Annotated in this window: 19 protein-coding genes; 9 read left to right on the forward strand and 10 right to left on the reverse strand. The window is 64.6% G+C overall.

Going from position 1 to position 21283, the window contains the following annotated elements; genetic code table 11:
• Positions 1-256: 256 nt before the first annotated feature.
• From KSS93_RS18540 to KSS93_RS18580, 9 genes are all read right to left on the reverse strand, one after another.
• On the reverse strand, positions 257-2035 hold the full coding sequence (locus KSS93_RS18540; RefSeq protein ID WP_217885421.1) for a glycosyl hydrolase family 28 protein: 1779 nt from the start codon (positions 2033-2035) through the stop codon (positions 257-259).
• Positions 2036-2075: 40 nt separating this feature from the next.
• Positions 2076-2444 (reverse strand): 5-carboxymethyl-2-hydroxymuconate Delta-isomerase, encoded by a 369-nt coding sequence (locus tag KSS93_RS18545; RefSeq protein WP_217885422.1) that lies wholly within the window; start codon positions 2442-2444, stop codon positions 2076-2078.
• 109 nt (positions 2445-2553) lie between these two features.
• On the reverse strand, positions 2554-3330 hold the full coding sequence (locus tag KSS93_RS18550) for an ABC transporter ATP-binding protein (protein ID WP_217885423.1): 777 nt from the start codon (positions 3328-3330) through the stop codon (positions 2554-2556).
• Between the two features lie 10 nt (positions 3331-3340).
• Positions 3341-4180, reverse strand: a complete 840-nt coding sequence (locus KSS93_RS18555) for an ABC transporter ATP-binding protein (protein WP_217885424.1) — start codon at positions 4178-4180, stop codon at positions 3341-3343.
• Positions 4181-4191: 11 nt separating this feature from the next.
• Positions 4192-5106: an ABC transporter permease gene (locus KSS93_RS18560; RefSeq protein ID WP_217885425.1), complete on the reverse strand. Its 915-nt coding sequence runs from the start codon at positions 5104-5106 to the stop codon at positions 4192-4194.
• Positions 5107-5165: 59 nt separating this feature from the next.
• Positions 5166-6776, reverse strand: coding sequence for an ABC transporter substrate-binding protein (locus tag KSS93_RS18565; RefSeq protein WP_217885426.1), 1611 nt, complete (start codon positions 6774-6776; stop codon positions 5166-5168).
• A gap of 94 nt (positions 6777-6870) precedes the next feature.
• Entirely contained in the window at positions 6871-7908 is a 1038-nt protein-coding gene (locus KSS93_RS18570) for an ABC transporter permease (protein ID WP_217885427.1), read from the reverse strand.
• 50 nt (positions 7909-7958) lie between these two features.
• Positions 7959-9569, reverse strand: a complete 1611-nt coding sequence (locus tag KSS93_RS18575; RefSeq protein ID WP_217885428.1) for an ABC transporter substrate-binding protein — start codon at positions 9567-9569, stop codon at positions 7959-7961.
• Between the two features lie 70 nt (positions 9570-9639).
• Complete coding sequence (locus tag KSS93_RS18580; RefSeq protein WP_217885429.1) at positions 9640-10794, reverse strand: mandelate racemase family protein; 1155 nt, start codon at positions 10792-10794, stop codon at positions 9640-9642.
• 346 nt (positions 10795-11140) lie between these two features.
• On the opposite strand from KSS93_RS18580, the gene KSS93_RS18585 reads away from it, so the two are divergent.
• The 5 genes from KSS93_RS18585 (at position 11141) to KSS93_RS18605 (ending at position 16648) form a co-directional block, all read left to right on the forward strand.
• On the forward strand, positions 11141-11866 hold the full coding sequence (locus tag KSS93_RS18585; protein WP_217885430.1) for an oligogalacturonate-specific porin KdgM family protein: 726 nt from the start codon (positions 11141-11143) through the stop codon (positions 11864-11866).
• A 68-nt stretch (positions 11867-11934) separates the two neighbouring features.
• On the forward strand, positions 11935-12756 hold the full coding sequence (locus KSS93_RS18590; RefSeq protein WP_225917213.1) for an NAD-dependent epimerase/dehydratase family protein: 822 nt from the start codon (positions 11935-11937) through the stop codon (positions 12754-12756).
• Positions 12757-12772: 16 nt separating this feature from the next.
• Positions 12773-13666, forward strand: a complete 894-nt coding sequence (locus KSS93_RS18595) for an SMP-30/gluconolactonase/LRE family protein (RefSeq protein WP_217885432.1) — start codon at positions 12773-12775, stop codon at positions 13664-13666.
• Between the two features lie 399 nt (positions 13667-14065).
• Positions 14066-15373 carry a substrate-binding domain-containing protein gene (locus KSS93_RS18600; RefSeq protein ID WP_217885433.1) on the forward strand — a complete coding sequence of 436 codons (1308 nt, stop codon included), beginning with the start codon at positions 14066-14068 and terminating at the stop codon, positions 15371-15373.
• 285 nt (positions 15374-15658) lie between these two features.
• On the forward strand, positions 15659-16648 hold the full coding sequence (locus KSS93_RS18605; protein ID WP_217885434.1) for a TerC family protein: 990 nt from the start codon (positions 15659-15661) through the stop codon (positions 16646-16648).
• Between the two features lie 35 nt (positions 16649-16683).
• On the opposite strand, the gene KSS93_RS18610 is transcribed toward KSS93_RS18605, so the two are convergent.
• A complete protein-coding gene (locus tag KSS93_RS18610) occupies positions 16684-16977 on the reverse strand; it encodes a DUF1330 domain-containing protein (RefSeq protein WP_217885435.1) in 294 nt (97 codons plus the stop codon).
• 78 nt (positions 16978-17055) lie between these two features.
• On the opposite strand from KSS93_RS18610, the gene ribBA reads away from it, so the two are divergent.
• The 4 genes from ribBA (at position 17056) to KSS93_RS18630 (ending at position 21270) form a co-directional block, all read left to right on the forward strand.
• Positions 17056-18177: a bifunctional 3,4-dihydroxy-2-butanone-4-phosphate synthase/GTP cyclohydrolase II gene (gene ribBA, locus KSS93_RS18615; protein WP_217885436.1), complete on the forward strand. Its 1122-nt coding sequence runs from the start codon at positions 17056-17058 to the stop codon at positions 18175-18177.
• Between the two features lie 337 nt (positions 18178-18514).
• Positions 18515-19543, forward strand: a complete 1029-nt coding sequence (locus KSS93_RS18620; protein ID WP_217885437.1) for an ABC transporter substrate-binding protein — start codon at positions 18515-18517, stop codon at positions 19541-19543.
• A complete protein-coding gene (locus KSS93_RS18625) occupies positions 19540-20457 on the forward strand; it encodes an ABC transporter permease (RefSeq protein ID WP_217885438.1) in 918 nt (305 codons plus the stop codon). Before KSS93_RS18620 ends, KSS93_RS18625 begins: the two co-directional genes overlap by 4 nt.
• A 6-nt stretch (positions 20458-20463) precedes the next feature.
• Positions 20464-21270, forward strand: a complete 807-nt coding sequence (locus KSS93_RS18630) for an ABC transporter permease (protein WP_217843163.1) — start codon at positions 20464-20466, stop codon at positions 21268-21270.
• Positions 21271-21283: the final 13 nt, after the last annotated feature.

Below are 21283 nucleotides of genomic sequence, written 5' to 3' on the forward strand. Positions count from 1 at the left end.
TCATAGAACTGCACACAACTCATTGATTTAACACGGTCTCTGTGGGAAGCGGCCTTGCCGGGGCGCCGTCCGGTCGAGATGGGGCGCGAAGCGGCCCCAAGGTCTCGACCTCATGCAAAATTGCCGGGGCTGCTGCGCAGCCCATCGCGACACGAGGCCGCTTCCCACAGAGACCGTGGCGCATCTGCCAGACCAGTTCTCTGCACGACAGCGCAGCCCGCAGGGCTGGGTAATCTCCTACAGCGACCGTATCAAATCATCGCTGTGGCGCCGGCTCTACATCGCTGTAGGCCAAGCCTTGGCTGTCGCTCACCTGCCAGGGGTTGGCACCCGCGGTTTCGCTGAAGCGCACATTGTCGAAGCGTGAATCCTTCAAACCCTGGATCTTCACAGGTGCCGGCCCGCTGAAGCGCACACGCTCGAACGCCAGCCCCTGGTGATAGGCGCCATGCTGGCTGTCGCCTTTGACCTCGATGGCTGCAATGCCTGCGTTTTCAACGCTGACATCACTGACCTTGATATCGCGAAACTGCCCCGCCACCGTCGAGCGCTGATAGTCCAGCTTGGCGTTGGGGTCGTTGTAGTCGAGGGTGAAGATGAACGCCTGCTTGGCGCTGTTACGGATCGCCGAGTCGCGGAAGGTCACATGCCGGGCGCCGCCGCCCATGAAATTGGTGCTCTTCATGCGCAGGCCCGCATCGGTACCGTCCGACACGTTGTCTTCGGCGAGGATGTTCTGAATCCATGCCCCGGTGTGGCTGCCGGCGACCACCATGCCGTGGCCCTTGCGAAAGTAATTATTGAAGATCCAGGCGTCTTCCTGGGCTTTCTGATGCACCGCATCGGCGCCGGTGCCGGCCGCGAAGTTCACGCAATCGTCGCCGGTATCGAAGAAGTTGTTGAACACCATCGCGCCCCGGCTGTTGGCGAACTCGATGCCATCGCCGTTGTTGGCGTCATAGGTCTTGTGGGTGGTGTTGGCCAGCACCACGTTGCGGGTTTCCAGGTTCATGATGCCGTGGTACGCCGGGTTGAGCACGGTGAAGCCACCGTAAAACACGTTGGTCACATCGCGCAGGGTAATCAGCGATGAGCGCATCTGCCCGTAGGCATCCTTGACGTTCATGCCCTCGGCCACGGCCCGCTCGACCTGGGCCTTGGCCAGCACGCCGTCGTGCATGTAGCGGGTGTTGTCACTGGCCAGGTACACCGGCAGCGGCTGGCCACGCTCGTCCACGGCATCGGCGCTGCGTTTCCAGCCATTGCCGTCGATGGTGCCTTTGCCGACGATGCGGATGTTCTCGAACGCCTGGTGCTTGCGCGGGTCGCGGGGCAAGGCGTTGATCAGCGAGGCCGGGCGCACGGTGGTGGAATACGGGTACTGGATATAGCCCTGGCGCGGGTAGTCCTCGGCACGTTCCGAGCCAAGCAAGGTGGCGCCCTCGGCGATCTCCAGGGTCATGTTGCTCTTGAGGTAGAGCGCACCGCTCTTGTAGGTGCCGGCTGGCAGCAACACCTTGCAGCCGACGCTGCAGGCATCGATGGCACGCTGGATCGCAGCGGTGTCCAGGGTACTGCCGTCGCCCTTGGCACCGTAGCGCCTGACGTCGAACAACGCCGGCACCGGGGTGGTGCGCTGAGTCACGCCAGAGCTGGCAGCAGACTCCTTGCCATCGCGGCCGACCGAATGCACGGTGAAGCGGTATTCGGTGTTCGGCTTCAGGCCTTGGGCGGTGAAGCTGTGGATGGCGATGCGGTGGTGGAAATTGCCCACGTCCTGCTCGTAGAAGCGGTCGATATAGGGCTTGGCCGGCGACACTTCGCTGTTGTTGTGGTTGCTGGTGCCCAGCAGCTTGCCGTTGGCGTAGACGCGGTAGTCGACGATATCGGCATGGCTGGGCGGTTTTTCCCAGACCAGGATGATTTGCCGGTCATCAAAGGCCAGGGTTGGCACCTGGACATTGACCGGGGCCTGCACGGCCCACAGCGGCGTGCTGCAGGCCATGGCCAGGGTGGCGAGGGTGGCGTTGCGCATGGAGGGTCTTCCTTGTTGTTGTTTTTGCCGATGCGTGGGGTCAGGCGTTTTGCGCCTGGTGTTCAAGGTACTGACGGCGGTTGACGAAGGTCTCGCGGGGCATCTGCTGCACATCCACCGACAGCGCCTTGACCTCGGGCAGCAAGGCGACCAGCGCCGCCACCACGGCAAGGCCGAGGCTTCGGCACTGCTGCTCGCTGCGCCCGCCGAGCACATTCAGCGCAACGTGGACGAAATCATCCTGGCCTGCGCCGCAGCGGTAATGGCTGAAGGTGTTCAGCCGGGCCTTGATTTCACCAGGCTGGAACAGGCCGCTGGCGTCGATGGCATCGTGCACGGTGGCCAGCAGCGTTTGTTCGCCTACCCGTTCGGCCAGGGTGGTGGGGCAGTCGATGATGCAATGGGGCATGGGGGCTCCTGGTTAAATAGCGTTGACATGAGATCGCCGGGACCGCACTGCGGTCCTTCGCGGCACGAGGCCGCTCCTACAATGACCGCGTGATGCCAAGGCCAATGGGCTAGGCGCGCGCAGCCATGGGCGAATCGGCACTGAAGTCGCGGCTGGCCTGCACCAGCATGCGGGTGTACTCGTGCCGGGCGAGGTTGTGGCTCAGCGCCTGGCTGTCCAGGCGCTCGACGATACGCCCCTGCTGCATCACCGCCACCTTGTCGCACAAGTGGCTGACCACGCCCAGGTCGTGGGTAACCATCAGGTAGGTGAGCTTCTCGCGCTGGCGCAGGTCGGCCAGCAGGTTGAGAATTTCGGCCTGCACCGACACGTCCAGCGCCGAGGTGGGCTCGTCCAGCAACAGCACCCGTGGTTCGAGAATCAGCGCCCGGGCGATTGCCACCCGCTGGCGCTGCCCGCCGGACAACTGGTGCGGGTAGCGGTAGCGGAAGCTGTCGTTGAGCCCGACCTTGAGCAGGATGTCACTGATGCGCTCGTCGCGCCGGTCCAGGCCGTGGATCACCAGCGGCTCGCGCAGGGCGGTATCGATGGTATGGCGCGGGTGCAGCGAGCCGTACGGGTCCTGGAAGACCATCTGCACCTGGCGAAAGTGCTCCTTGGGCAGCTTTTGCTGCAGCGGTACGCCGGCAATGCTCAGCGCCCCGCTCCAGTGCCGGTACTGCCCGGCCAGGCAGCGCAGCACGGTGGTCTTGCCCGAGCCGGACTCACCCACCAGGCCGAACGACTCACCGTCCTCGACGCACAGGTCGACGTCGTGCAGCACCTGGTTCAGCCCGGCGCCAACGCCGAAGCTCAGGTTCAATGCATGTGCTTGGATCATGGACATCTCGGTTACCTCAGCAGGTCAGCCACAGCGGGTCGCGTTGCAGCACCGGCAACCGCGGGCGGCGGTTGTCCATGCTCGGCAAGGCAGCCAGCAGGCCACGGGTATAGGGGTGTTCGGCGTACTGCAGGTCGCAGGCCTTGAGCGACTCGACCACGCGCCCGGCATACATCACCAGCACCCGGTCGCAGTAATTGCGCACCAGGTTGAGGTCATGGCTGACGAAGATCAGCCCCATCTGCTGCTCCACCACCAGTTCCTCAAGCACGTTGAGCACCTGCTGGCGCACTGACACATCCAGCGCCGAAGTGGGCTCGTCGGCGATGATCACCTCGGGGCTGGTGATCACCATCATCGCGATCATGATGCGCTGGCCCATGCCGCCGCTGACTTCGTGGGGGTACAGGTCGTAGACCCGCTTGGGGTCACGGATGTGCACCTTCTCCAGCATCGTCAGCACCCGCTCGCGGGCCTCCTGGCGGCTGGCCTTGTGGTGCGCCAGATACGCCTCGGCGATCTGCTCGCCGACCCTGACCACCGGGTTCAGCGAGTATTTCGGGTCTTGCATGATCATCGAGATGCGCTGGCCGCGAATCTTCTGCATGGCTTTTTCGCCGGCACCGAGCAGGTCGAGGTCGCCGAACTGCATGGCCTTGGCGCTGACTTGCGCACTGGCCGGGTGCAGCTTGAGCAGGCTGCGCCCGACGGTGGACTTGCCCGAACCGGACTCGCCGACGATGGCAAGCTTTTCCTGGCCCAGGGTGAACGACACATCGCGTACCGCGTGCATCACTTTCTTGCCGTTGACGAAGCGCACGTTGAGCGAATCGACATGGATCTTTGCCGCTGTCATGAAGCCTCCGGTTATTCGCTGCGTGGGTCGAGAATATCCCGCAGGCCATCGCCCAGCAGGTTGAACGCCAGGCTCACCAGCATGATCGCCGCACCCGGTACCGCTACCAGCCACCAGCATTCGAGCATGTAGCGCCGGCCGGTGGAGATCATCGCGCCCCACTCCGGCAACGGCGCCTGCGCGCCCAGGCCTAGAAAGCCCAGGGCTGCGGCGGTGAGGATGATGCCGGCCATGTTCATGGTCAGGCGGATGATCACCGACGACAGGCACATCGGCACGATGTGGCGCAGAATGATGCGGCTCGACGAGGCGCCCTGCAGCTCGACTGCAACCACAAAGTCAGCCTTGCGCAGCGACAGGGTTTCGGCCCGTGCCAGGCGCGCGATCGGCGGCCACGAAGTCAGCGCGATGGCGACCACCGCATGCTCCAGGCCAGGGCCGAGGGCGGCGATGAAGGCCAGCGCCAGCACCAGGCTGGGGAACGAGATGAAGATATCGGTGACGCGCATGAACACCGTGTCGATGACCCCGCCGAAGTAGCCGGAAACAGTGCCGATGAACAGCCCGATCGGCCCGACGATGATAGTCACCAGGGCAATGATGTACAGGGTGATGCGCGCGCCGTAGACCAGCCGGCTGAAGATATCCCGGCCGTACTCGTCGGTGCCGAACCAGTGCGCAGCGCCCGGCGCCTGCAGGGCGTTGGCAAGGTTCTGCAGCACCGGGTCGTGGGTGGCTATCCACGGCGCAAAGGCCGCTACCACGATCAGCAGCACGGCCACCAGCAGGCCGGCCAGGGTCATCGGGTTGCGCACCAGCAAACGCAATACCCGCAGGCTGCTCCTGCCCAGTGCATCCAGGCTCGAAGCAGGGGTATCGGCCTGCCGCGGGGCGGGCGTATCGGTAGAAGACATGTTGGCAATCATCGGCATGTTCCCAAGGTGAAATCATGGCCACCGGGCGCCCGCAGGCGCTGCGGTGGTGCTCAGCGCTGCTTGTAGACGCCCAGGTAACGGGTGGCCTCGGCGTCATCGCCGGTAAAGCCCTTCACGTCGGCTGCGCTCACCGCGGTGTCGGTCATCTGCGAAACCATCATGATCGGCCCCACCTGCTGGTCGTACAGCGCCTGCGCCTGGTGGTACAGCGCCACGCGCTTGCCGGCGTCACGCTCGACGCCGGCCTGGTCGATCAGGGTGTTGAGCTCGGGGCTGTAGAACGAGGCACGCCAGCCCTGGAAGTTGGGCAAGCCGGCGCTGTCGCTGTTGTCGGGGTTGTAGACGAAGGTGCGCAGGCTGAAATACGGGTGCGGGTAGCGCTCGGCGCCGCGGGCCACGATCATTTCGAAGTTGCGCGCACGCATGGCGCCGTACACCTGGTTGCCGGTGCCGGTGACGATGCTGGCCTTGATACCGCCCTCGGCCAGGGTCGCCTGCATGCGCGCGGCAATGTCGATGAACGGCGGCTCGGACAGCGTGCGAATGGTGGTGGCAAAGCCGTCGGGGTAACCGGCTTCGGCCAGCAGCGCCTTGGCCTTGGCCACGTTCAGCCGGTAGCCGGGGTCGGGCAGGCGCGCTTCCAGGCCCAGTTGCATCGGCTGCTGGTTGAGCTTGCCGTAGTGCGGCATCACCTGTTCGTCCAGGCCTTTGTAGTCGATCAGGTTACGCACCGCTTCACGCACTTTTTGCTTGGCGAACTCCGGCTGTTTCATGCTCATCGCCACGTAGTACATGGTGCCGCGCTGCAGCGCCTGCACCTGCAGCTTGTCGGAGCCTTCGATGGCCTTGATGTCGGGCGCGGCCATGCCGTAGGCCAGGTCCAGGTCGCCGCGCTCGAGCATCAGGCGCAGCGACTGCGACTCGGTCATGTGCCGCACCAGCACCCGCTTCATCTTCGCCGGGCCCGCCCAATAGCCGTCGAAACGGGTCATCACCAGGGCGTCGTTGGCGCTCCACTTGCTCAGGGTGAACGGGCCGCTGCCGGCTTCGTTGGTGACCAGCCAGGCCGCGCCCAGGTCGCCGTTCTTCTCGTGTTTGAGCACCGCCTGGCGGTCCACCACCACGGCGCTTGGCGACACTGCCAGCGAGTCGATCACCAGCAGCGGGTCGGTCGGTTGCGCAAGCTCCACCACCAGGGTGTGGGCATCGACCGCACGGATCAGCCCCTGGATGTTCTCGGTGCTGTAGCCGTAGGCCTTCCAGGTGGTGGCCAGGCCGTAGTTGAGCTTCATCACCCGGTACAGCGACCAGGCAACATCCTCGGCGGTGAGCGGGTTGCCGGAATGGAACTTGACGTCATCGCGCAGGTAAAACGTGATCTGCTTGCCGTCTTCGCTCACCGTCCAGCGCGCGGCCAGTTGCGGCAGGTGCCGGTCGGGGCTGCCGTTGTCGCGCTTGACCAGCGTGTCGTAAAGGTTGGCGTTGACCCCTGAGGCGTCCAGGCCCGGGGCGTTGGCCGGGTCGATTGAAAACAAGTTGACCATGCTCATGCCGACGATCAGTTGGTCGGCCGGGGTCTTGGCCTGTACCGCGGCCAGCGGGGCGAACAACAGCGCGGCCCCCAGCAGGGTCGTGCGCAGAGGCGGGAATACTGACTTCATGTGGGCATCCTTGTTTTTATTATTCAGTGAGGCTGCTGCAAGAGCGGCCTCGTGTCGCGATGGGCCGCGCAGCGGCCCCGGCAATCTGCAGTCGTCAGCGGGTCCTGGGGTCGAACACCTTGTACAGGGCATCGCTGATCAGGTTCAGTGCCACGAAAATCAGCCCGATCACCAGCACGCAGCCCATCACCGCGTTCATGTCGCCAAGCATCAGGCTGCTGGTCAGGTACTGGCCGAAACCGGGCCAGGCAAACACCGTCTCGATCAGCACCGCGCCTTCGAGCAGCGAACCATAGGCCAGGGCAACCACCGTAAGCAGCTGCACGAGGATGTTGCGAAACGCGTGGTTCCACACCACCTGGCGCCGCGACAGGCCCTTGACCCGCGCGGTGATGATGTATTCCTGGGACAGCTGTTCGAGCATGAAGCTGCGGGTCATGCGGCTGATGTAGGCCACCGAGTTCAGGCCCAGGATCAGCGCCGGCAACACGATATGGCGCAGCGCGCTGGTGAAGGCTTCCCAGTCGCGGGCAAGCGCCGTGTCGATCAGCAGCAGGCCGGTCACCTCATCGACCATGCCGTCGTAGGCCAGGTCGATGCGCCCTGCCCCGCCGGCCCAGCCGAGCCAGGCATAAAACACCAGCAAGCCCATCATGCCGACCCAGAAAATCGGCGTGGAATAGCCGAACAGGGTAATCACCCGCGCCACGTGGTCGCCCACCCGGCCCTGGTTGCTGGCCGCGACCACGCCTAACGGCAGGCCGATCAGCACGCCGAACAGGATCGCCAGGGTGGCCAGTTCGATGGTGGCCGGGAACACCCGCTTGATGTCTTCCAGCACCGGGTGGCCGGTGAGCAACGCATTGCCGAAGTCGCCGTGCAGCAGGTCGTTCAGGTACAGGCCGAACTGGGTCCAGATCGGCTGGTCCAGGCCCATGGCCCGGTACACCTGGTCGTAGGTGGAGCTATCGGCGTCCGGCCCGACCACGGCCAGCACCGGGTCCAGCGGCATCACCCGGCCAATGAAGAAGGTCAGCGCCAGCAGGCCAAGCAGGGTCACCATGACCGTGCCGGCGCGGCGGGCGGTACCTGACACACGGGTACCCAGCACAGAGGCAGTCGAAGCAAACATAACGAGCTCCTGAAAAAACGGTCACCGGAACCGGGGCGAACCCCGGCCCCTCAACGCGACTTGTAGACGTCTTTGTAACGCGTGGTGGCGGCGGTATGGCCCTGATAATCCTGCACATCGTGGTACAGCACCACGGTGTCGGTCATCTGCGACACCGGCAGGATCGCCCCCACCTGGGTGTCCAGGGTCTGCTGAATCTGCTGGTACTGAGCCAGTTGCCGGGCCTTGTCGGGCTCAACTTCGGCCTGCTCGATCAGGCTGTTCAGCTCGGGGCTGTAGAACGAGGTGCGCCAGCCCTGGAAGTTGCTCAGCTTGGCCTCGTCGCGGTTGTCCGGGTTGTACACCAGAGTGCGCAGGCTCGAATGCGGGTGGCGCTCGGCACCGCCGCCGCCGCGCCCGACCAGGATGTCGAAGCTGCGTTCGCGCATGGCGCCGTAGATCTGGTTACCGGTGCCGGTGACGATGCTGGCCTGAATACCCGCCTGGGCCAGGGTCGATTGCAGGCTGGAGGCAATGTTGATGAACGGCGGTTCGGTGAGCACGCGGATGGTGGTCTTGAAGCCATTGGGGTAACCGGCTTCGGTCAGCAGTTTTTTCGCCTCGGCCACGTTCAGCGCATAGCCCGGGTCATCCAGGCGCGCCGGCAGGCCCAGCGGCAACGGGCGCTGGTTGAGCTGGCCGTAGTGCGGCATCACGGTCTGGTTGATGCCCTGGTAGTCGATCAGCGAACGCACTGCCTTGCGCACCCGCACATCGTCGTAGGGTTTGTTCTTCACGTTCAGCGCCACGTAGTACAGGGTGCCGCGCTGCACGGTCTGGGTGCGGACGTTGTCTGACTTCTCCAGCGCCTCGATGTCGGGGGCCGACATGCCCTTGGCCAGGTCCAGGTCGCCACGCTCGACCATCAGGCGCAACGACTGCGATTCGGTCATGTTGCGCATGACGATGCGCTTGAGCTTGGCCGGGCCACCCCAGTAGCCGTCGAAGCGGTTCATCAGGATCACGTCGTTGGCGCGCCAGTCCTTGAGGATGAACGGCCCGCTGCCGGCGGCGTGGGTGGTCAGCCAGGCGCCGCCCATGTCATCGCCCTTCTGGTGCTGCTGCACCACCTTGCGGTCGAGGATGAACGCGCTGGGCGAGGTGGCCAGGGTGTTGAGTACCAGCAGTGGGTCTGTGGGGCGTGGCAGCTCGATGACGAAGGTGTGCTCGTCAACGGCGCGCATGTGCTGGGCGACGTTACCGGCACTGAAGCCATATGCCTTCCAGGTCGAGGCCAGGGCCAGGTTGAGCTTGAGCACCCGTTGCAGCGACCAGGCGACGTCTTCGGCGCCCAGCGGGTTGCCCGACTGGAACTTCACGCCCTGGCGCAGCTTGAAGGTCAGCGTCTTGCGGTCGTCGCCGACCTGCCAGCTTTCGGCGAGGGCCGGCAGCAGTTGGTCTGGCTGGCGCGCATCCTGCACCAGCAGCATGTCATAGAGGTTGGCGTTGACCTCCGAGACATCCAGCCCGGTGGCGGCGGCCGGGTCCAGCGACAGCAGGTTGATCATGCTCATGCCGACGATCAGCTGGTCGGCCGGGGTTTTCGCGAATGCGCCAGAACTTGGGGCCAGCGCAAGCGATGCGGCAAGGACCCCCGCCCAGACTGTGGGGAGAACGCTCATGTGAGATAGCCTTTTTATAGTTATTGGACTCTCGGGCGGCGCGCGTTGACGCACGCCGCCATGACACGAATCAGAAGCGCTGCAGCGTATTGGTCTCGACGTAGTCGAAGTCGATGTCCTCACCCAGGCCCGGCAGGTTCGACAAGTGCACGAAACCGTCGGCATCCATGGGGTCGACCAGGCGCTTGAGGTAGGCCGGCACCTCGTCGTAGTCCAGGTACGGGTGCAACAGGCCGCGCTCGTACCAGGTGCAGTTCTTGATGGCACCGACCACCGCCAGGTTGGCCGCGCCGTTGCCATGGACCTCGCAGTCCATGCCGAACGACTCGGCCATGTGCGCAACCTTCAGGCACGGCGCAATGCCGCCGACCCCGGCCACGCCGGCACGCAGGATATCGCACACCTCGTTCTTCACCCAGCTGGCCCGGCTCAGGTGCTTGCCCCCCAGGCTTTCCGGGCCCAGCACCGGGATGTCCAGCTGCCCGGACAACCAGGCGTAGCTTTCGGCCGAGTCTTCCATCATCGGCTCTTCGAACCAGGCGAAATCGAGTTTTTCCAGGGCGCGGCCGATGGTCAGGGCCTCGGTGCGGCTGTACCAGTGATAGCCGTCGATCATCAGCGCGATGTCCGGGCCCACCGCCTCGCGCACCGCGGCGCAGGCCTTGATGTCCATGCTCACGCTGGGGGCGAACGACACCGGCGGCATCCAGGTGTGCAGCTTGATGGCTTTATAGCCGCGCTTGACCAGGGTTTCGGCGAAGCGGCCGTACTCCTCGGGGGTGGACAGACCGCCCGGCAGCTCGTCACCGCACATGGTCGAACCGTAGGCCGGCACCTTGTCGCGGTAGGCGCCGATGAGCTTGTGCACCGGCAGGCCAAGCTTGCGCCCGGCCCAGTCCCACAGCGCCTGCTCCACCAGCGCCAGGGCGCGGTCGGTGAGCTGGCTGGCGCTGCCGCGCTGCCAGTGCGCCAGGTCGTGCCAGATTTTTTCGCGGTCGAAGGCATTGGCGCCCACCAGCACCTTGCGTACGAAGTTATCCAGCACGTAAGGGCGGATCAGTTCAGGGGCACCCAGGGCATAACCCTCGCCGCCGCATTCGGTACGGATGCGCAGCAGGGCCATTTTTGCCTGGGTCACGTCGCCCGGGTGGGCGTGGCCGGCGCTGTCTACGGCGCGGCGTGTGGGGTAGGAAAATACCTGGACGTTTACAGCAGTGATGATCATGGACGTCTGTGCCTTCTTATTGGATTTGTGGCGGGTGAGTCACGCTCTGGAGGAGATCCTACGTCATCAGACAACCTTTGAAAAGCACCTGCGTAAAACTCATTTCAAGACCGTTTTTTTCTGTGATTTAGTCCACACACCTCGTAGACCACCTCCTAAAACATCCTTAAAAAGCCCATTCTAGAGGCATCAAGCAAAGTGATCAGACAACATTTCAAGAAATCGTAGACAGCCCTGAAGTCGTACGATAACTTAATTGAAACATCACGGAGCGCCCCCATACCACGCCAGCACCTGCCCCCCACGCCTCATAACGTCCTCGACAAAAACAAAAAAAGAAGATCGCATGAACAACACACTCCGCCGCCTCATTGCCGTCAGTACGCTCGGCCTGTCCTTCTACGCCTGCGCAGACTCGGCCAGCATCAACTACCGCCACGGTTTCACCGAAGACGACAGCATTCACTCCGACCGCATCAAGTTGAACTACCGCAAGGACAACGGCCTGGGTTTTGCCGCCGAGATCAAATACAAGACTGCCGGCGACCGCGAAGATGTCGCGTACGACAACATGGTCAACAACGGCCATGAATTCACCGTGGACTTCAACTACAAGTTGAGCCCCAAGTCGACGCTGACCCCCGCCTTCCAGATGGACAGCTCGAAAGACGCCACCACCTACAAGTTCGGCCTCAAGTACAGCTACAAGATCAGCGACACCTGGTACGTCGCCACCCGCGTGCGCCAGGACGCACGCAGCCTGGACCGCGACCAGATCGACCGCAGCAAGGACGACCGCGCCAAGGACAACCAGAACACCACGCGCCTGGAGGGCTGGCTCGGCTATACCCCCAAAGGCCCGTGGGCCTTCGAGTATCAGTACATTTACTTCGACACCGATTACATCCGCTACGACAACAAGAAGAGCGACTACGAGCAGAACTTGATCATCAAGTACAAGCTCAACAAAGAGTGGGCGCCATTCATGGAGGTGGGTGATATCAAAGTCAGTTCCACCACGGACGATCGCCAGGCCCGCTGGCGTATCGGCATCCAGTACAACTTCATGTAACCCCTGCCACCGGGCAACGTGACAAGTGCCCGGTGTTGTTATTGCCACTTCAAACAAAAGGCTTGCCCGTGACCTCCAATTCCCCCGCAAAACCCTTCAACCGCCTGCTGCTCACCGGCGCCGCCGGCGGGCTGGGGCAAATCCTTCGCCAAGCGCTGCAGGCTCACGCCAACGTTGTGCGCGCCTCGGACATCAGCCCCATGGCGCCGCCTGTGGGCGCGCACGAGGAAGTGGTCACCTGCAACCTCGCCGACAAGGCCGGCGTACTGGCATTGGCTGCAGGCGTTGACGCCATCGTGCACATGGGCGGGATCTCCACCGAGCGCGCCTTCGAAGAAATCCTGCAGGCCAACATCGTCGGCACCTTCCACATCTACGAGGCGGCGCGCAAACACGGCATCGGCCGCGTGGTGTTCGCCAGCTCCAACCATGTCACCGGCTTCTACCCGCAGGACGAGCTGGTCGATGCCCGCTCGCCGCGCCGCCCGGACTGCTACTACGGGCTGTCGAAGGCCTATGGCGAGGACCTGGCGACCTTCTACTACCACCGCTACGGCATCCAGACCGTGAGCCTGCGTATCGGCTCGTCGTTCCCGGCGCCGCGCAACCTGCGCATGCTCAGCACCTGGCTGAGCTACGCGGACCTTGCGCATCTGGTGGAACGCGCGCTGCTGGCCGAAGATGTCGGTCACACCGTGGTGTACGGGGTATCGGCCAACCGCGAGCTGTGGTGGAGCAACCGTTACGCCGCCCACCTGGGCTTCAACCCGCAAGACAGCTCGGAAGGTTTTCGCGCAGCCCTCGAGCAGCAGCCCGAACCTTCTGCCTGCGACCCCGCTGCGCGCCTGCAGGGCGGCGCTTTCACCACCGCCGGCCCGTTCGGCGACTGACCCGGAGCACCGCCATATGAGCGCCGAACTGATCATCAACGCGCGCAATGCCACCGGCGAGAGCCCGGTGTGGCAGGCCCGGGAAAACGCCCTGTACTGGGTCGACATTCCCGCCGGGCGGCTTTACCGCTGGCAGCTGGACGGCCCTATCAGCCACTGGACCGGCGACGAGATGCTCGGCTGCATCGTGCGCACCCCGCAAGGCCACTGGCTGGGTGCTCGGCAAAGCGGCATCTTCAAGCTCACCCCCAAGGCCGATGGCAGCCTGCACGCCGAGAAGCGCGCCAGCGTCGAGCATGCGCTGCCCGGCATGCGCTTCAACGACGGACGCTGCGACCGCCAGGGGCGCTTCTGGGCTGGCACGATGCACACCGGCATGGGCAGCCAGCCGGTGGGCGCGCTATACCGCCACGACCCCGCAAGCGATGCCCCGGTATACGCCCTGCAGGCACGGCTCGGCGGCCTGACCGTGCCCAACGGCCTGGCTTTCAGCCCGGATGGCAAAACCATGTACCTCAGCGACTCGCACCCCGAGGTGCAGTTGATCTGGGCTTTCGACTATGACATCGACAGCGCCACCCCGCACAACCGCCGGGTGTTCGTCGACATGCGCCAGCACCCCGGCCGCCCGGACGGCGCCACCGTGGATGCCGAGGGCTGCTACTGGATCTGCGCCATCGACGCCGGCAAGGTGCTGCGCTTCACCCCCGAAGGCAAGCTCGATCGGACCCTGGAGCTGCCGGTGAAGAAGCCAACCATGTGTGCGTTTGGCGGGCCGCAGCTGGATACGCTGTTCGTCACCTCGATCCGCCCGCAAGGCGTCGACCTTGCCGACCAGCCGCTTGCCGGCGGCGTGTTCGCCTTGAACCCCGGGGTCAAGGGCCTGCCAGAGCCCATGGCCCGGGCCTGAGCTCAGGGTTCTGCGGTGAGAGCGACGGCCTTGCGCTGCCTGTACTGGCCCTATCGTCGGCAAGCCGGCTTCAGGTAGCGCGCGGGATTAAAGCCGGCGCCATCCTGTAGGAGATCACCCAGCCCTTTCGGGCTGCGCTGTCGCGCAGAGAACTGGGCACGAGCCCGCCGCGGCCCCTGTGGGAGCGGGCTTGCCCGCGAAGCAGGCGACGCGGTGTCTGGCACCGGCTTCGCCGGTGTTCGCGGGCAAGCCCGCTCCCACAGGGCCTTGCTAAATCAATGAGTTGTGTGCAGTTCTATGAGAGCCGGCTTTACACCTGCAAAATACCCCGCCACCGTCATCCAGCCGTCACGCAACTGTCGTAATCTGCGCCAAAATTCCGTGGCAAAGGTCCCCGGCATGCGCCGCCTGCTCGCTCTTCTACTCTGCCTGCTGCCAACCCTGGCCCCCGCAGAACCCGCACAACTTCGCATCCAGGGCTCCAACACCATAGGTGCCGCCCTGGCCCCCGCACTGGTGCGCGGCCTGCTGCAATCCCAGGGCGCCACATCGATCGAGACCCTGCCCGGCACCGCAACCAACGAAACCGTAGTCCGCGCCCGCAGCCGTAATAACCAGCCAGTGCGCATCGACATCGCCGCCCACGGCTCCAGCACCGGCTTCAGCGCCTTGGCCAGTGGCGATGCCGACCTGGCAGCAGCCTCGCGGCCAATCAACGACCGCGAAGCCCAGCAGCTTCAAGCACTGGGCGACCTGCGCGGCGCAGGCGCCGAACAGGTGATCGGCCTGGACGGCGTGGCGGTGATCGTCCACCCGGATAACCCGCTAGGCCAGCTCACCACCGAGCAGCTGGCACAGGTGTTCTCGGGCCAAGTGCGGCGCTGGGAGCAATTGGGCGTGCCTGGCGGCAGCATCCACCTGTATGCCCGGGACGACCGCTCGGGCACCTTCGAAACCTTCAAGGCCCTGGTGCTCGACCCGCAGCGCCGCCAGTTGTTCAGCGAAGCCCGGCGCTTCGAAGCGGCCGACGAACTGGCCGAGCGAGTGATGGGCGACCGCCAGGCCATCGGCTTCAGCGGCCTTGCCACGCTACACGGGGCAAAGGTACTGGCAGTGGCGGATGGCGATGCCCCCGCCCTGCCCCCCAGCCGCGCCCTGGTTGCCAGCGAGGACTACCCGCTGTCGCGGCGGCTGTTTTTCTACCTGCCTGCCCACGCCCGGCCACAGGCCCGGGCCCTGGCCGAGTTCGCCCAGAGCCCGGCCGGGCAGGCGATCGTCGCCGAGCAGGGGTTCGTCGCGCAGCAGGTCAAGGCAGTGCCGGTACCCGCCCAGGCCGACATGCCACCGCGCTACCGGGCGCTGGCCGGCGAGGCCAGCCGGCTGAGCGTCAACTTCCGCTTTCAGGAAGGCAGCGCCAGCCTCGACAACAAGGCCCTGCGCGATGTGCAGCGGGTCTGCGACTACCTGCGCCAGGCCGGCAAGCTGCAGGGCAAGGTGGTGCTGGTGGGCTTTGGCGACCCCAAGGAAACCCCGGGCCGCGCCGCCCTGCTGTCGCGCCTGCGGGCCATGGCCGTGCGCCGTGAGCTGGCGCGGGCGGGGGTCGAGGTGAAGGAAGTCACGGGCATGGGTGATGAGCTGCCGGTGGCGGGAAACGAGCTGGAACAGGGCCGGCTGAAGAACAGGCGGGTTGAGGTGTGGGTGTATTGAAGGCAGCAGAGCATGCGCACACTGTAGGAGCCGGCTTGCCGGCGATGAGGCCGGGGCTGCAAACCAGGTCCATGGCCTTGCGCCGTGGCGGATGGCTCTATCGCCGGCAAGCCGGGCTCCTACAGGGGTTCCGGTAACCGGTAATCAAATGTAACACCCCTTTCAGCCCTTCCCGGCCAATCACTACTAGGCTCAAGCCCATGTGATGCCGGGCCCCTCTGACGGTTAGCGCCGCCATGTCGGAATCACTGTTGCCATGCAACGTCGACAATCAAGGAGGGGCTCATGACAGCTCTGCACACATTCCTCTTCACCCCGTTCCTCGGTACCAGCACCTGGTTGTGGCTGGTGTTCATCACCATCGTCATCGCTTTGCTGGTGCTCGACCTCGGCGTGCTGCACCGCCAGGACCGTGAAATCGAAATGCGCGAAAGCCTGTTGCTGTACTCCGGCTACTTCAGTGTCGGCGTACTGTTCGGCCTGTGGGTCTGGCACCAGCTCGGCGCGCAGTCGGCGCTGGAGTTCTACACAGGTTTTCTGGTCGAGCAGTCGCTGTCGATGGACAACGTGTTCGTCATGGCGATGATCTTCAGCTTCTTTGCCATCCCCCGCCGCTACCAGCACCGCGTGCTGTTCTGGGGCATCCTCGGGGTGGTGGTGCTGCGGGCGATCATGATCGGCGTGGGCGCAGCCTTGGTGCAGCACTTTGCCTGGGTGCTGTATATCTTCGGGGCGTTTTTGCTGTTCACCGGCATCAAGATGGCGCTGGCCAAGGACGACAACCACGTCGACCTTGCCAACAACCCGGTACTGCGCTTCGTGCGCCGGCACATGCGGGTTACCGACCAACTGCATGGCCCGCACTTCTTCGTGCGCCTGACGCCGCCCGGCGCCAGCCAGGCCGTACGCTATGCCACCCCGCTGTTCCTCGCCCTGGTGCTGATCGAGCTGGCCGACCTGGTGTTCGCCGTGGACAGCGTGCCGGCGATCTTCGCCATCACCCAGGACCCGTTCATCGTCTACACCTCGAACATCTTCGCCATCCTCGGCCTGCGTTCGCTGTACTTCGCCCTGGCGGCGCTGATGCACCGCTTCGTCTACCTCAAGTACGCGCTGGCCATGGTGCTGGTGTTCATCGGCTGCAAGATCTTCTGGCACGGGCTGGTGGGCAAGGTGCCGCCGGAGCTGTCGCTGGGGGTGACGTTCGGCCTGCTTGCCGGCGGCGTGGTGCTGTCGCTGCTGCGAACCCGCGGGCAGGCAAAAGCAGACCTGTGAGCCGGCTCCTACAGGTTTCTATGTGATACCAACGATCAGGGCTTGAAGCCCTCGACGATGATCACCTCGGCCTTGGCCACCCCCTGGCGGTGCTTGCACGCCTCCTGGTACAGGTCGGAGCGGTAGCACGCCACGGCCTGTTCGTATGAGTCGAACTCGATCACCACGCTACGCTGTGGAGTGGGCCGCCCCTCCATGGCCTCGCTGCGCCCGCCGCGGGCCAGAAAACGCCCGCCAAAGGCAACGAACGCCGCCGGGGCGCGCTGGGTGTACTGCTGGTACTGCTCGGGGTCGGTGACGTCCACGTGGGCGATCCAGTAGGCCTTCATCGGTCATACTCCTGCTTCAGGGATATTTGTGTATGATGGTATACCATAAAAACCACCCGACCACCGTGAGCGTGCAGCATGGCATTCAACAGCATCGAAGAACTCCTCGAGGACTACCGGCAAGGCAAGATGGTCCTGCTGGTGGATGACGAAGACCGCGAAAACGAAGGCGACCTGTTGATTGCCGCCGAGCGCTGCGACGCCGCAGCCATCAACTTCATGGCCCGCGAGGCGCGTGGCCTGATCTGCCTGACCCTCACCGACGAGCACTGCCAGCGCCTGGGCCTGGAGCAGATGGTTCCGAGCAACGGCAGCGTGTTCAGCACCGCCTTCACCGTGTCCATCGAGGCCGCAACCGGCGTCACCACCGGCATTTCCGCGGCCGACCGGGCGCGTACAGTGGCCGCTGCCATGGCCGCCGATGCCCGCCCCGAGCACCTGGTACAACCCGGCCACATCTTCCCCCTGCGCGCCCGTGAAGGCGGCGTGCTGACCCGCGCCGGGCACACCGAAGCCGGCTGCGACCTGGCCCGCCTGGCCGGCTTCAGCCCCGCCTCTGTGATCGTCGAGGTACTCAACGACGACGGCACCATGGCCCGCCGCCCCGACCTCGAAGTATTCGCCGCCCAACACGGCATCAAGATCGGCACCATCGCCGACCTGATCCACTACCGCCTGAGCACCGAGCAGACCATCAAGCGCATCGGCGAGCGCGAGCTGCCCACGGTGCATGGCACCTTCCGCCTGGTCACCTATGAAGACCGCATCGAAGGCGGCGTGCACATGGCCATGGTGATGGGCGACATCCGTCGCGAACAGCCCACCCTGGTGCGGGTGCATGTGATCGACCCGCTGCGCGACCTGGTCGGCGCCGAGTACGCCGGCCCCGCCAACTGGACCCTGTGGGCGGCGCTGCAGAAGGTGGCCGAGGAAGGCGCCGGGGTGGTGGTGATTCTGGCCAACCACGAGTCCTCGCAAGCGCTGCTTGAGCGGGTGCCGCAACTCACCCAGCCGGTACGCCCCTACCAGCGCGGCCAGTCGAAGGTGTATTCGGAGGTAGGTACCGGTGCGCAGATTCTGCAGGACCTGGGCGTGGGCAAGCTGCGCCACCTGGGCCCGCCGCTCAAATACGCAGGCCTTGCCGGCTATGAGCTGGAGGTGGTGCAGAGCATTCCCTTCGAGCCAGGGATGGTCGGCTGAAGTACGCCTGGGCAACAACCAACCCGTGGGAGCGGGCTTGCCCCGCGATGGCGGCCAGCGTCATGCAGATGTCGTCTCGGCCAATGCAATCGCGGGGCAAGCCCGCTCCCACGGGTTTTTCGTTCAGGGCTGCAATTGAGTGATGGCCGGTCGCCCACACCCCCTTGCGAAAAGTTTGGAATACCATAATATGATATCCCGTAGACCTTGAAACCTTAGGCCGAACCTACAATCACAAGACGGCCACGCGACACACATTGATAGCTGCTCCCCGAACACTGTTGGCGGGCGCACCAAAAGCCCCGCCTCGAATAACAAAAGCAACGAGGGCGTAACCATGCTGTTGAGCAAACGTGTAACCGCAGTGCTGTCCGCCAGCCTGCTGACCCTGGCATTTCAGGCCGCTCAGGCCGCCAACGAAAGCGTCAACTTCGTCAGCTGGGGTGGCACCACCCAAGACGCGCAGAAAGACTCCTGGGCCGCGCCGTTCAGCAAAGAGACCGGCATCAAGGTCGTCCAGGACGGCCCCACCGACTACGGCAAGCTCAAGGCCATGGTCGAGAGCGGCAACGTGCAGTGGGACGTGGTCGACGTCGAAGCCGACTTTGCCCTGCGCGCCGCCAGCGAAGGCCTGCTCGAACCCCTCGACTTCACCCAGATCCAGCGCGACAAGATCGACCCGCGCTTCGTCTCCGACCATGGCGTCGGCTCGTTCTTCTTCTCCTTCGTGCTGGGCTACAACGAAGGCAAGCTCGGTGCCAACAAGCCGGTCGACTGGACCGCACTGTTCGACACCAAGACCTACCCCGGCAAACGCGCCCTGTACAAATGGCCGAGCCCCGGCGTGCTCGAGCTGGCCCTGCTGGCCGACGGCGTAGCCCCCGACAAGCTCTACCCGCTGGACCTGGACCGCGCCTTCAAAAAACTCGACACCATCAAGAAAGACATCGTCTGGTGGGGCGGCGGCGCCCAGTCGCAGCAACTGCTGGCCTCTGGCGAAGCCTCGCTCGGGCAGTTCTGGAACGGCCGCTTGTACGCCCTGCAACAAGATGGCGCACCGGTGGGTGTGAGCTGGAAGCAGAACCTGGTCATGGCTGATTTTCTGGTCATCCCCAAAGGCGCCAAGAACAAGGACGCGGCCATGAAGTTCCTGGCCAAGGCCAGCGGCGCCCAGGGCCAGGCCGACTTCGCCAATGCCACCGCCTACGCCCCGGTCAACACCGACAGCGTCGCGCGCCTGGACAAGCAACTGGCCACCAACCTGCCAACCAATTACCCCAACGACCAGGTCACCCTCGACTTCGCCTACTGGGCGAAAAACGGCCAGGCCATCGCCGCCCGCTGGAATGAGTGGCTGGTCAAATGAAAGTCGCCATCAACGCCCTGCATAACGCGCAAGGAGCCCCTTCGGGGGCCGGCGCACCGGGGGCGGCAGACCGTCGCCCACCCTTGAGCCAACGCTGGAAAGGCAGCCGCAACCTGCTGCCGGCCCTGCTCTTTCTCGGCCTGTTCTTCTTCGCCCCGCTGGTCGGCCTGTTGCTGCGCGGGGTGCTCGAACCGGTACCGGGGCTGGGCAACTACGAGCAACTGTTCGCCAACTCGGCCTACGCGCGGGTGCTGTTCAACACCTTCTCGGTAGCGGGCCTTGTGACCCTGATCAGCGTGTTGCTGGGCTTCCCGCTGGCCTGGGCGATCACCCTGGTGCCCAAGGGCTGGGGCCGCTGGCTGCTGAATATCGTGCTGCTGTCGATGTGGACCAGCCTGCTGGCGCGCACCTACTCATGGCTGGTGCTGCTGCAAAGCTCGGGGGTGATCAACAAGGCGTTGATGGCAATTGGCATCATCGATGCGCCCATCGAGATGGTGCACAACCTCACCGGTGTGGTGATCGGCATGAGCTACATCATGATCCCGTTCATCGTGCTGCCGCTGCAGGCGACCATGCACGCCATCGACCCGATGGTGCTGCAGGCCGGCTCCATCTGCGGCGCCAGCCCCTGGACCAACTTCTGGAAGGTGTTCCTGCCGCTGTGCCGCTCGGGGCTGTTCTCCGGCGCCTTGATGGTGTTCGTGATGTCGCTGGGTTACTACGTCACCCCGGCGCTGCTGGGCGGGGCGCAGAACATGATGCTGCCCGAATTCATCATCCAGCAGGTGCAGTCGTTCCTCAACTGGGGCCTGGCCAGCGCCGCCGCGGCACTGCTGGTGGTCATCACCCTGGTGCTCTTCTACCTGTACCTGAAGCTGCAGCCGGAATCCCCGGTCGGCAACGCGAGGTAAACCGCCATGCTTCTGTCCCCCAATGCCATGGGTCGCCCGCTGCGCACCGGCCTGTACCTGACCACCGGGGTCATTGCGGCCTTTTTGCTGCTGCCGGTGGTGTTCATCGTTCTGCTGTCGTTCGGCTCCTCGCAGTGGCTGGTGTTCCCGCCGCCAGGCTGGACCTTCAAGTGGTACGGCCAGTTCTTCTCCAACCCAGAGTGGATGGACGCAGCCCTGGCCAGCCTGAAGGTGGCCGTGCTGACCACCATCGCCGCCGTGTTGCTGGGCCTGCCCACCGCCTTCGCCCTGGTGCGTGGCCGCTTCCCGGGGCGCGAGATGCTCTACGGGCTGTTCACCATGCCGATGATCGTGCCGCTGGTGATCATCGCCGTGGCGGTGTACGCGCTGTTTCTCAAGCTGGGCTACACCGGCACGCTGTTCGCCTTCGTGGTCAGCCACGTGATCGTCGCCCTGCCCTTTACCATCATCTCGATCATCAACTCGCTGAAGCTGTTCGACCAGTCGATCGAGGATGCTGCTGTGATCTGCGGTGCCTCGCGCCTGCAGGCGATCTTCAAGGTGACCTTCCCGGCCATTCGCCCGGGGATGATCGCCGGCGGCCTGTTCGCGTTTCTGGTTTCGTGGGACGAGGTGGTGCTGAGCGTGATGATGGCCAGCCCCGACCTGCAAACCCTGCCGGTAAAAATGTGGACCACCCTGCGCCAGGACCTGAGCCCGGTGATTGCCGTGGCCTCGACCCTGCTGATCGGCCTGTCGCTGCTGGTCATGATTATTGCCGCCGCCCTGCGCCGGCGCACCGAAAACGCCTGAGCGCGGAGAACAC

Origin of the sequence: Pseudomonas xanthosomatis (genome assembly GCF_019139835.1) — a bacterium.
GTDB classification, from domain to species: domain Bacteria; phylum Pseudomonadota; class Gammaproteobacteria; order Pseudomonadales; family Pseudomonadaceae; genus Aquipseudomonas; species Aquipseudomonas fakonensis.

Bases quoted from the DNA above. Each gene is read 5' to 3' on its own strand.
- KSS93_RS18540 (WP_217885421.1), bottom strand. From the start codon at position 2,035: ATGCGCAACGCCACCCTCGCCACCCTGGCCATGGCCTGCAGCACGCCG.
- KSS93_RS18545 (WP_217885422.1), bottom strand. From the start codon at position 2,444: ATGCCCCATTGCATCATCGACTGCCCCACCACCCTGGCCGAACGGGTA.
- KSS93_RS18550 (WP_217885423.1), bottom strand. From the start codon at position 3,330: ATGTCCATGATCCAAGCACATGCATTGAACCTGAGCTTCGGCGTTGGC.
- KSS93_RS18555 (WP_217885424.1), bottom strand. From the start codon at position 4,180: ATGACAGCGGCAAAGATCCATGTCGATTCGCTCAACGTGCGCTTCGTC.
- KSS93_RS18560 (WP_217885425.1), bottom strand. From the start codon at position 5,106: ATGATTGCCAACATGTCTTCTACCGATACGCCCGCCCCGCGGCAGGCC.
- KSS93_RS18565 (WP_217885426.1), bottom strand. From the start codon at position 6,776: ATGAAGTCAGTATTCCCGCCTCTGCGCACGACCCTGCTGGGGGCCGCG.
- KSS93_RS18570 (WP_217885427.1), bottom strand. From the start codon at position 7,908: ATGTTTGCTTCGACTGCCTCTGTGCTGGGTACCCGTGTGTCAGGTACC.
- KSS93_RS18575 (WP_217885428.1), bottom strand. From the start codon at position 9,569: ATGAGCGTTCTCCCCACAGTCTGGGCGGGGGTCCTTGCCGCATCGCTT.
- KSS93_RS18580 (WP_217885429.1), bottom strand. From the start codon at position 10,794: ATGATCATCACTGCTGTAAACGTCCAGGTATTTTCCTACCCCACACGC.
- KSS93_RS18585 (WP_217885430.1), top strand. From the start codon at position 11,141: ATGAACAACACACTCCGCCGCCTCATTGCCGTCAGTACGCTCGGCCTG.
- KSS93_RS18595 (WP_217885432.1), top strand. From the start codon at position 12,773: ATGAGCGCCGAACTGATCATCAACGCGCGCAATGCCACCGGCGAGAGC.
- KSS93_RS18600 (WP_217885433.1), top strand. From the start codon at position 14,066: ATGCGCCGCCTGCTCGCTCTTCTACTCTGCCTGCTGCCAACCCTGGCC.
- KSS93_RS18605 (WP_217885434.1), top strand. From the start codon at position 15,659: ATGACAGCTCTGCACACATTCCTCTTCACCCCGTTCCTCGGTACCAGC.
- KSS93_RS18610 (WP_217885435.1), bottom strand. From the start codon at position 16,977: ATGAAGGCCTACTGGATCGCCCACGTGGACGTCACCGACCCCGAGCAG.
- ribBA (WP_217885436.1), top strand. From the start codon at position 17,056: ATGGCATTCAACAGCATCGAAGAACTCCTCGAGGACTACCGGCAAGGC.
- KSS93_RS18620 (WP_217885437.1), top strand. From the start codon at position 18,515: ATGCTGTTGAGCAAACGTGTAACCGCAGTGCTGTCCGCCAGCCTGCTG.
- KSS93_RS18625 (WP_217885438.1), top strand. From the start codon at position 19,540: ATGAAAGTCGCCATCAACGCCCTGCATAACGCGCAAGGAGCCCCTTCG.
- KSS93_RS18630 (WP_217843163.1), top strand. From the start codon at position 20,464: ATGCTTCTGTCCCCCAATGCCATGGGTCGCCCGCTGCGCACCGGCCTG.